General features: G+C 68.5%; 10 protein-coding genes and 2 pseudogenes. 3 read left to right on the top strand and 9 right to left on the bottom strand.

Annotated features, from left to right (window positions below; genetic code table 11):
- Positions 1-201: 201 nt before the first annotated feature.
- Entirely contained in the window at positions 202-864 is a 663-nt protein-coding gene (locus tag EES42_RS31520; RefSeq protein ID WP_124721698.1) for a class I SAM-dependent methyltransferase, read from the bottom strand.
- A gap of 213 nt (positions 865-1077) precedes the next feature.
- Here EES42_RS31520 and EES42_RS31515 point away from each other — a divergent pair, with 213 nt between their 5' ends.
- Positions 1078-1371, top strand: coding sequence for a hypothetical protein (locus EES42_RS31515; protein ID WP_124721697.1), 294 nt, complete (start codon positions 1078-1080; stop codon positions 1369-1371).
- A gap of 547 nt (positions 1372-1918) precedes the next feature.
- Positions 1919-2551 (top strand): annotated as a pseudogene (locus EES42_RS31510) (ATP-binding protein); the annotation flags it as partial.
- A 69-nt stretch (positions 2552-2620) separates the two neighbouring features.
- Here EES42_RS31510 and EES42_RS31505 read toward each other — a convergent pair.
- The 5 genes and pseudogenes from EES42_RS31505 to EES42_RS31485 all read right to left on the bottom strand — a co-directional run bounded on the left by EES42_RS31505 (position 2621) and on the right by EES42_RS31485 (position 5998).
- Positions 2621-3145, bottom strand: a complete 525-nt coding sequence (locus tag EES42_RS31505; RefSeq protein WP_124722170.1) for a S1 RNA-binding domain-containing protein — start codon at positions 3143-3145, stop codon at positions 2621-2623.
- 80 nt (positions 3146-3225) lie between these two features.
- Positions 3226-3420 carry a hypothetical protein gene (locus tag EES42_RS45055; RefSeq protein ID WP_164495398.1) on the bottom strand — a complete coding sequence of 65 codons (195 nt, stop codon included), beginning with the start codon at positions 3418-3420 and terminating at the stop codon, positions 3226-3228.
- Positions 3421-3465: 45 nt separating this feature from the next.
- Positions 3466-3573, bottom strand: a pseudogene (locus EES42_RS31500) (ATP-binding protein); the annotation flags it as partial.
- Positions 3574-3728: 155 nt separating this feature from the next.
- A complete protein-coding gene (locus EES42_RS31490; protein WP_124721696.1) occupies positions 3729-4169 on the bottom strand; it encodes a VOC family protein in 441 nt (146 codons plus the stop codon).
- A 383-nt stretch (positions 4170-4552) separates the two neighbouring features.
- The gene (locus EES42_RS31485) at positions 4553-5998 is read right to left on the bottom strand and encodes an MFS transporter (protein ID WP_124721695.1); all 1446 of its coding nucleotides are present in this window, start codon (positions 5996-5998) and stop codon (positions 4553-4555) included.
- A 102-nt stretch (positions 5999-6100) separates the two neighbouring features.
- Here EES42_RS31485 and EES42_RS31480 point away from each other — a divergent pair, with 102 nt between their 5' ends.
- Entirely contained in the window at positions 6101-6991 is an 891-nt protein-coding gene (locus tag EES42_RS31480) for a helix-turn-helix transcriptional regulator (RefSeq protein WP_124721694.1), read from the top strand.
- A gap of 82 nt (positions 6992-7073) precedes the next feature.
- On the opposite strand, the gene EES42_RS45050 is transcribed toward EES42_RS31480, so the two are convergent.
- From EES42_RS45050 to EES42_RS31470, 3 genes are all read right to left on the bottom strand, one after another.
- Complete coding sequence (locus EES42_RS45050; protein ID WP_164495397.1) at positions 7074-7250, bottom strand: hypothetical protein; 177 nt, start codon at positions 7248-7250, stop codon at positions 7074-7076.
- 328 nt (positions 7251-7578) lie between these two features.
- Positions 7579-8991, bottom strand: a complete 1413-nt coding sequence (locus EES42_RS31475) for a DUF11 domain-containing protein (RefSeq protein WP_124721693.1) — start codon at positions 8989-8991, stop codon at positions 7579-7581.
- Positions 8992-9735: 744 nt separating this feature from the next.
- The coding region (locus EES42_RS31470; protein ID WP_206433673.1) for a hypothetical protein at positions 9736-10089 on the bottom strand (354 nt) is incomplete at its 5' end.

Here is a 10089-nt window from a genome sequence, read left to right as displayed (position 1 = left end):
GCGATGTGTTCAAACTTGTCGAGGCCGCCCAGGCCCGCTGGCGGGCGATCACCGGAGCCCACCTCGTGCCCCTGGTCCGCACGGGCGCCCGGTTCAAGAGTGGCGCCCTGGTCGAACGTTCGCGGGGGCGCTGCCTGATCTTGTGGCGGCTGGTCGGATAGGGCAACTACTTGGACAGGAGTGGGGCTGCCAGGACAGAGGTCAGCCGGATTGTGCAGTCTCACGCTGACGGAGCACGTCGTAGCCCACGAACTCAAACAGTCGGGTGGTGGTGCGCAGGGGTCGAGGCGTGCCGGTGAACCGGTGCACACCGACCCCGTAGCCGACATCCGGTTCGGACAGCCACTGCAGTTCGAAACCCTGCTCGTCGAACCAATCGCAGATCATGGGCACTCGGTCGGGGGCGGCACGGTTGCGTGTCCAGATGACGCTGCCACCGGTCTTGCACAACTGATTGCAGGCGCCGATGGTGCCCTCGATGTCGCTGTCGGTGATGTTTCCGAAGACACCGCAGACCAGAACGAGGTCCGCGGGGGTCATGCCCCGGTACTGGTCGATGAGGGAGGCGTCGCCCGTCACTACCTCGACCTGGTCCAGCTTTGCCAAGCGGGCCGTCTCCGAAGCCGCGGCGGTGTTGCGGGCGTCCAACTCGACAAGCCGCGCCCGCACCTCGTGGCGGCGCGGATGATCGGACAGGACGTGGAGGAGGTCGCGACCGTCCCCGGCGCACAGGCTGATCACCTTCAGCGGCCCGGCCGGAGCATTGTCCAGGGCAGCCCGGCTCTGCGATTGAACGGTCCGCAGCCTCCGTTCCATCCAGGAGTCCGCTACGTCGTACTTGCCATGCCAGGCGTTCCAGTCCATTGCCGCACCCTACGACTGACCACGAGCCGCAGACGATCCAATTTCGATCACCGCAAGGGCAACCGCTGCAGCAGCCAAAATCGAGCCACCGTCCGTCAGACCGCGGCGGTCACGACTTCCGTCATCGGGACAACCGGCGAGCGGCCATCCACAGGTCTTGACAATTACTCGTGGCTCTCGCGCCTGGTTCCCTGCAAACCTGCGATTGACGCGATGTTGCGGGTGGATCTGGACGCGCCTCTCAAGCAGCGCCATTCGGTGAGGCGGATCTTCGACCGGTTGGTGGCGGAACATGAGATGGAGGGCATCTCCTGCTCCTCGGTGTGTGACTACGCGCGGCTGCGGCGCCCGGAGATCAGGGTGGCGGCGGGCAGGGCTCCGTCCAGGGTGTTCATCCCGCCGGCGCACCGGCCCGGGGTCGCGGCCGAGGTCGACTTCGGCGACGTGACTGTGCTGCTGCGGGGCGAGAGGCCGCGCTGTTTTCTGTTCACGTTCCGGATGTCGTAATCCGGCAAGGCGGTCCACCGGGTGTTCGCCTCCTGCGGGCAGGAGGCGTTTCTCGAAGGCCACCTGCATGCCTTCAGCGTGCTGGGCGGGATCCCTACCGGCAAGGTCCGTTACGGCAATCGGCGATCCGCACTCAGCCAGGTGCTCGGGTTCGCTCGCACTCAGGCGGAGAACGAACGATGGGTTGCGCTCCGTTCGCACTCGGACTGGATGCTGTGTACTGCCGCCCGGGCCTGGAAGGGGCCCATGAGAAGGGCGGCGTCGAAGGCGAAGTGGGCCGTTTTCGCCGCAATCACTTTGTGCCGGTGCCGGTCCGATCCGATTGGTCGGCCACCAGGTCCGGGTGTTCCTGCACGCCTCAGAAGTGGTCGTCTTCGACGGCTCCGACGAGGTCGCCCGGCACGAACGGCTGACCACCCGCTACGGCTCAAGGCTCGTCCTGGATCACTACCTTGAGGCCCTCGCCCGCAAGCCCGGTGCCCTGCCGGGGGCGACCGCGCTCGAACAAGCCAGGGCCTCGGGAGCATTCACCCCGCGCGTGAAGCCCGGCTTCCTCACCGAACTGCTGATGGCCGAGTGCGATGAACGCGACCGGCGCCGATCGGAACGACGGATCAAAGCCGCCCGGCTTTACCCGCAGCAAGTGGCTCTCCTTATTCGACTTCGACGCCAACCCCAACGTCCAACCCGCCACCATCCACACCCTCACCATCTGTGACTGGGTCCGCGATGGCCAGCCGTGCTGCGATCGGCGACTCGGGAACCGGCAAGTCCCACCTCCTGATCGCGCTGGGCACCACGGCAGCCATGGCCGGCTTCAGAGGCCGCTACGCACTCGCCGCGAAACTCGTCGACGAACTCGTCGACGAACTCGTCGAGGCGGCTGACGAGAAGCAACTCACGAAGACCATCGCCCGCTACGGCCGCGTCGACCTCTTATGCATCGACGAACTCGGCTACATGGAGCTCGACGAACGCGGGCTGAACTCCTCTTCCAGGTTTTGGCTGAACGAGAGGAAAAGAACAGTGGCGCCATCACGTCCAACGAATCGTTCTCCGGCTGGACAAAGACGTTCACTGATCCCCGGCTCTGCGCGGCCACCGTGGACCGGCTGACCTTTGGCGTAACTCCATCGAGACCGGAACCGGCTCCTACTGTCTCTCCCACACCCGCGCCCAGCAGGCGGCGACGAACACAGGACGACCTGCGGCTTCACACCGATCACCCCGCCGTGAGCCGACAACCCCATTACGAGCGGAGGGACAGCAGGATCCGCCGTCTGTGCAGGTTGATTCCAGCGACTTCGACCATAACCTCATCATCAATCTGCAAGACGCTCTCAGGCTGATCCGCATCCCGCTCTGCGAGCTCATGGATCGGAACCAGTCCCGCGAAATTCTCGTGGACTTGCACGAACGCTCCGATCCTCACGACCCTCTCCACCCGGCCCGGAACCACGCGACCGAACTGAACGCGAGCAAACTCCTCAAGCGGATCCGGATAAAGCGCCTTCAGCGAGAAGGAAGCCCGTTCCCGCTCGACATCGACGCCCAGGACCACGATGGTGACCTCCTGTCCGACCTCCACGATGTCCGACACTGCCTCGAAGTGGTGAGCCCAGGTCAACTCGGCCACGTTCACCAGTCCATCGAAGCCTCCGATGTCGACGAACGCGCCGAACCTCTCGATGGACGACACCACCCCTTTGCAGACCTGGCCCTGCTCCAGCTTCTCCAGGACCGTCCGGCGACCTCGTTCCGCCGTCTGCGCCATACCGTCAACCCTTCGTCAACGGGCAAGACTCTCACGTCAGACTCGCGCGAGGAAGGCGGCAGAGTGGCCTGAAGATGGGGTCAACTCTCGTTGTTGCTTCCGGCCTTGAAGATCAGGAAGTGGGGCCAGAACTCACCCCGTTGTTGGGTGGGGCCACGACTCATCGGTGAAGCTAGACAGCCGATCCAGTCGCTGCTGTCCGGGTAGTCCCAGTTGTCGGCGTCGGCCAGCAGCGTTGGCAGGTCCTCTCGCGTGATGGGCTTGCCGGGCTGCAAACCGCAACTCCCATCAGGAGCAGTCCAGGGAATGATGCGACAGACCCCCTTGATGGAGATGACGCCGCAGTGGTGGAGGAGGCGGTCGAGGATGGCGGTGGCGAGGACTTCGTCACCGAACGCCTGTCCCCATTCGCTGAAGGTATTGTTCGAGTCAGGGTGATCGAGAGGCGATCGGTACGTTGCGCGGGGATCCGTCCTTGGCGACGTAGGCCAGGCGGGTACGTCATGGGTCAGCAGCTCCTGGCTTATCGGGCGGTTCCGAACCTCGGTGGTCTCGTTCGGCTGTATGGTTCGGTTCCTCCTTCTCAGCGCAGTTGCTCGGCCAGTCCGACGATGATGCCCTCCGGGCCGCGGATGTAGCAGAGCCGATAACTGTCCTCGAACCGGGCGATCTGGCCGACGAGTGCAGCGCCGTGAGGGCGCAGGCGGGCGACAGTGTCCTCGATGTCGTCGACGGCGAACATGACGCGGTGAGTGCCCAGAATGTTGTGCGGCCGGTTGCGGGGCCCGGCGCTGATCGCTGCGGGGCTGCGGTATTTCGCCAGCTCAAGCCGGCTGTGACCGTCCGGGGTCCGGACCATCGCGATGTCGCAGTGGACACCGTCGAGTCCGGTGCACTGGTCGGCGACGAGGCCCTCGACCTCCGCCCTGCCCTCCAGCTCCATACCGAGTTCCACGAAGAACGCGATGGCGGCATCCAGGTCCTCGACGACGATGCCGACGTTGTCCATCCGCTGAATCGCCATGCTGGTCTCTCCTTCTTCTTCGTGCGGCCGGTGGTGGCCGCTGATGTCTCTGGGACGGAGCCGGTGGCACGTTCTCGACATCCTCAGACCGCCGAACTCCGAAAAATCTGGATCGCGCCTCAGCACCGCTACAGCAGACCCGTGGGCCAGGCGCCACCACCGAACGAACTGCGCAGCCGCCCCGGGGCAGCGTTCCTTGCTGAACCGCGGTACCCCGCCGCCCCGCCCACCCGCAATCCGGTGGTGAGTCTGCGGACGTACGTTCCAGTCTCTGGTGTTCGTACCGTCGGGGGTGTGGCGTCGTTGATCATACGAAGTCCGACCCGACGACCAGGGCTCATGAGACACCCAGGCTGCGAAGAACTCCTGCACACCCACATGTGTCAGGCCGCCCCGGCCGGTGCTATACGGGCGGCCAGGAAGGCGAATGCCAGTGCCAGGGCGGCCTGCACGGTCACGGCGACGGCGAAACCGTGGGGCAGCCCGGCGGCGGGACCGCCCGCCGTCGCGGTGGCCACGGCGTGGAAGACGCCTCCCAGGAGCGCCACGCCCAGGCCGAGACCGAGCTGCTGCAACGTGGTGAAGAGCCCACCGGCGACACCCGCCGCCCACGTCGGTGTGCGGGACAGGACCGTGCGGAGGACCGGCCCGTACATAAGGGCCTGAGTGACACCGAGCACGATCAGGAGCGGCTGCAGGGCCGACGGGGTCCCACCGTGGGTGCCGTTCACGGTGAGGGCGAGTCCCAGGAGCACAGCCGCTTGCCCGATGGCCGCACCCGTCATTGTCCAGCGTCCGGTGAGGCGTTCCACGGCCGGCAGGGCGAGGGCGGTGACGACGAAGGCCGCGCCGAACCCGAGCAGCAGCTCGACGGCGCCCCAGGCGTCCACGCCGAACGCGCCCTGGGAGAGCGCCGAGAACTCGTACAGGAAGGCCCCGTAACCGGTGAAGAACAGCAGCGTCATGATCAGGCCCTGGCGTACGGCCGGGGTGCGCAGCACGCTCGGCGGTACGACGGGCAGTTCGTCGCGGCGTTCCGCGGCGCGTTGCGAGCGGGCGAAGACGGCGAGCACCGCACCGCCCGCGGCCAGCATCGCGAGCACCGGGGCAGGACCGCCCGCGGAGGTGCCGAGCGTCAGGGGCACCACGACGAGGAGCAGGCCCGTGCCGAGGAGCGCGGCCCCGCGCAGATCGAGCGCGAGCGGTGCCGTCGAGCGCGACTCGGGCACGGTGCGCAGGGCGAGCAGCGCGGCCGCTCCTATCGTCCCGGTGAGCATCTGAACGAGCCGCCAGCCCCAGTGGTCACCGGCGGCCTGGGCCACGGCGCCCGCGAGGAGCTGTCCGGTGACGGTCGCGATGCCGCTGACGGCGGCGAACAGTGTGACGCCCAGTGCCCGCAGCTTCTCGGGCGCCGTGGACTGGATGGTGGACAGGACCTGCGGGGTGAACAGGCCCGCGGCGATACCCAGTACGGCACGCAGCGCGACGAGTGTGACCAGGTTCGGCGCGAGTGCGGCGAGGACGGAGGCCACGCCGAACGCGCCGACGCCGGCAGCGAGCAGTCGGCGCCGTCCGAACCGGTCGCCCAGGCGCCCCGCGACGACGAGGGTCGCGGCGAACGCCGTGGTGTACGCGGACAGCACGAGCTGCCCGCCCGACACGGTCACGCCGAGGTCATCGATGATCGCGGGTTCGAGCAGGTTGACCGACCCGAACGTCATGTTCACGGGCAGGTACGCGACGAGCAGGACGGCGAGGCCGGAGCCGGTGAGGGCGCGCGCCGGGTGCGGCGCCACAGTGTGCGCGGTGGGAACGGTCTGTGTGGTCATGACCACGACCCTGCGCCCCTCGTCATCCTGGTACCAGGAGCCCAGCTATAGGGGTACCAGTACTACCTGGATCCACCGGCCCCGAGCCGGGACACTGGGGTGGTGACCTCTTCGACACCCGACCGCAGCACCCTCGGCGCCTTCCTGCGCGCCCGTCGCGCCCGCGTCACCCCCGGTGAGGTGGGCCTGCCCGCAGGCGGACGGCGCCGTACACCCGGTCTGCGGCGCGAGGAGGTCGCGCAGCTCGCCGGCGTCGGGGTCACCTGGTACACGTGGCTCGAACAGGGGCGGGCCAAGAACGCGTCCGACCAGGTACTGAACGCGGTGGCGCGCGTCCTGCGTCTGGATGCCGCCGAGCACCGCCACCTGATGGTACTCGCGGGCCGTGGCGCGGCCACCGAGCCAGGACCGCCCATGGACCTGCGCCCCGAGCACACCGCCGTCCTGGCCAAGCTGCTGCCGTACCCGGCCGCCGTGCAGACTGACTGCTACGACCTGGTCGCGGCCAATCGCACCTACCGGTACCTGTTCGCCGACCTGGACGCGTACCCGGTCGAGGAACGCAACTGCGCCTGGCTGATGTTCACCGAACCGAGCTGGCGCAACAGCCTGGTCGACGAGGACAGCGTCCTTCGCGAAATCACCGCGAAACTCCGCACCCGCCAGCCGGAACACCGCGACGACCCCCGCTGGAACGCACTGATCACCCGGCTGCGCCAGGAGTCGCCGGACTTCGTACGGCACTGGGAGTCGTACGAAATCGTGGGCGACCGCACCCAGCTGCGCCGCTACCAGTCACCGCGCGTCGGCGCCCTCGACGTCCAGTTCCAGAGCCTGTGGCTGGACCGGGTGCGGGGCGAGCGGATCATCGTCATGACGCCGACCGACGTCTCCACCGCCCAGCGGCTGGAACGCCTCGACTCGCTGGTCGGCGCCGCACCGGAGTGGACCTCCCGCGGCGACTCCGCCGACGGTTCGGCCGCAGGGGCCTGAGGGCCGCCCGGGGGCAAGAGCTGCACCCCGTCGCCGTACGCCCTGTCCGCGAGGTGGGAGTTCTCGCTTCTGTGTCCGCCGGTCACAGGCGCCCCGGCTGCTCGACGTCGCCCACGCCCTGGGCGCCATCCGGGCCGCCGTGGCCGCAGGAGTCCCGCATCCGAGACACCGAAGTGACGACCGAGGCCGTGCTCGATCCGCGGGTCTGGTCCTCGTTGCCGTCCCGCTCGCAGACGCCGGCCGTGGTCGAGGCCCCCACGGCCTTGGCCTGCCCGACTCGCAGTGGGCGGAGTGGCGCGGTGGCCCGCACGCGAGTTCAGCGCCGCTGGACGTTCGAACGGCGGCAGCAGCCGGGCAGGGCGGTTCTGCCCGGCTGCGGTGGCTACTCCCGGGGCCGCGGTAGCGCGTGCCACAGGGCTCTGAGCCGGTCGGGCTGGTGAGGAACTTGCCCACCAACCGGGCCGTGATGGATCGAGCGGCTCTCTGGGCGGGCTCTGGGCTGTCGCGGCGGTCAGGCCGGCACCCACGCGGACTGCTGTGAGACAGGCGCGGGGGCGGGGCTCTGCCGTTGGCACAGGTCGGTCGGGTTACCGGTGGTCGTGGCGCTCGCAGCGCTCGTCGTGCCTGTGGCGCTTGATCTTGGTGAGGTCGGTGGCGGTGTGGGTAGTGGTGTCACCGCCCCCAATGGCGGTGGCGGTGTTCGTCACCTGGGCGTGGGCCTTGCAGGAGACGTCGACCTTCAGGGTGATGGGAGGGTAACTGCTCCCGGCGGGGAGGACATCGCTACGGGTGCAGGTGAGGGTGTTCAGGGCGCAGTTCCATCCCGTGCCACGGATGCTGTCGGCGCTGAGCCCGGCGGGGAGGCTGTCGTGCACGGTGACCGTGGTGCCGTTGGTCGGGGCGGCCCCGGCGGCGTTGCCCACGGTCATGGTGTAGGTGCCATCCCGCCCCTGGGTGAAGTGGCTGGTGTGGGTCTTGGTGATGGTCAAGGACGGGACCGTGTAGGAGATGATCACCTGGCCGTTGTGGTTCGCCGTCCCCGTCGTCGAAAGCGCATAGCTCGTGCCGATACCCGTGGGGGCGGTGAAGCTGCTGCCCCCACCGCCACCGCCCCCACCCGCCGAGGTGCCCGTGTTGTTGACGGCGCCGCTGCCGCCGCCCCCGCCGGCGAAGTACCCACCGCCACCGCCCCCACCAGTAGCGATGGCAGTGGCGGCGCAGCCGCCGTCGAAGCTGCCACCAGTGCCACCGGTACCGACGGCGGCACCTGAGAACCCGCCCCCCGGACCGCCGTTCGTGACCGCACAGAATGGAACGGTACCGGCGGCCCCGCCGGCACCGCCGGTACTGGTGCTGGTGCTGCCACCGCCACCGCCCTGCCCCGGCGAAGCCCCAGGGCCGGTGGCACTTCCTGCGGTACCGCCGGTGGCATCCGGCGTTGTCCCGCCGTTGCCTCCGTGCCCTCCCGTAGAGCCCGCTCCGGTGCCGCCGGCGGCACCGCCGCCCCCGGCGACCACCAGCAAGGAGCCGCCCGTGCTGATGCTGGAGGCCCCGCCCCCACCCGGACCTTCAAAATGAAAACCACTGAGCGGAAAACTCCCACCTGGGGCGCCGCCGTTGAACCCGCCGGCACCCGGCGTCCCGGTGCCGTTGCAGCCTTTGCCGCCGGTGCCGCCGACGTTGACGGTGAAGGTCGTCGGTGCGGCGGTTTGCGGGAAGGTGGTGACGACCCGCGCCCCTGACCCGCCGGTCCCCGTGACGGAACAGGGGGTGCCGGTGTTGTCGGCGCCGCCGGCGCCGTCCGCGGTGACCGTCACCACGGCCCCCGCCGGAACCGTCAAGGTCTGCGGAGTGCCGGTGAAGGTGAAGGTCTGCGACGGATCAGCCCTCTGCGCCTGCACTGGCACGGCCCTCACCGGCGCGGCGGCCACCGGTGGAGCCGTGGTCGCCAGCAGCGCCATACCGGACAGCAGCGCGCACCCCACCGGTACCACCCCCATACCGCGCGCTCCACGCCGTCCACCCGAGCCGACCGGATCGGACGCACCGGCCGCACGAACCGGGGGTGTTCCACCGGCCGGGGCCCTGAACACGGCCACGGGCCAGTGGCGGCTGACCCGATACCGCGAAAAATCTCCCTGTCCACGAGTACGAGCTGTCATCCGCGGGTTCACCTCTCCTCACAGCAAAGCGCCCCGCACCCCTCACGCGACAAGACGCAAGCATGGCAGGACACCTGATGGAAAATTATGACAAGGCGCAATCAGATACCTCGATCCGATCGCTTCGGGGGTAGCGAGGTAATGAGAAACCTCGCGTGTCGCAGCGCCCCGCGCGAGCCGGCGAGAAGGATGAGTCACATCCTCGGCCCGGTCTCCGCGCTCAGCCTGCTCACCCGCCTGCGCTTCGGCCGACCCGAGCCCTCCTCCCCGGGACGGGCGCCGAACGTAGTCAGGGCCGGCAAGCTGATCCACTCTCCGGTATCCGGGGTGGCCCGCTGCGTCTGTGGTGGAACTCGACGGCACCACCCTGGCCCTTCACGACCGTCACAACGGACGGCAGGGCTGCTTGGCCCACCCCATACCCGCCTGGGCTCAACTTCTGCTGCGCGCCGCCGTGTTCACCCACCTCCTGGCCGCCCGCGAGCACGGCAGCCTACTGTTCACCGATCACCGACTCGATGGGCGCCCACGATCTGGCCCGTCAGCAGCGCACACCACCCAGGAAAAAGCCGCTACGTCAGCTCACTGCAGATTCCGAAGGCAGTTTGCGAACTTGCCGGGCATGTTCGACCGGATGATGCGGCGTCTCCTGAAGAGACGAGCGCCTTCTGGGTACACCGGAACAAAGAGAGATGGGCAGAGGCCGTCCGTGACGAGCGCGCGCAAGGTGTCGCGGTCTGCGATACCGATCTCCTGAAGCTGCACTATGCGTGGACCTTTGCGCGCGCAGGTCTGGATGCCACGGCTGACGCGTTCACCTGCCTGACGCTCGTCCGCGACGCTCTGCAACGCAAGGCACTCGGCATCGCAGACCTGGTTGCCCGCGTCGTCCCGTCCGAGTCGGTCCTTCGCACCCACCGGTCCGGGGATACCACC

Origin of the sequence: Streptomyces sp. ADI95-17 (assembly GCF_003846175.1) — a bacterium.
GTDB classification, from domain to species: Bacteria; Actinomycetota; Actinomycetes; order Streptomycetales; family Streptomycetaceae; genus Streptomyces; species Streptomyces sanglieri.
Note: the sequence above shows the minus strand (reverse complement) of the source record. Positions and strands in the feature narration are given on the sequence as shown.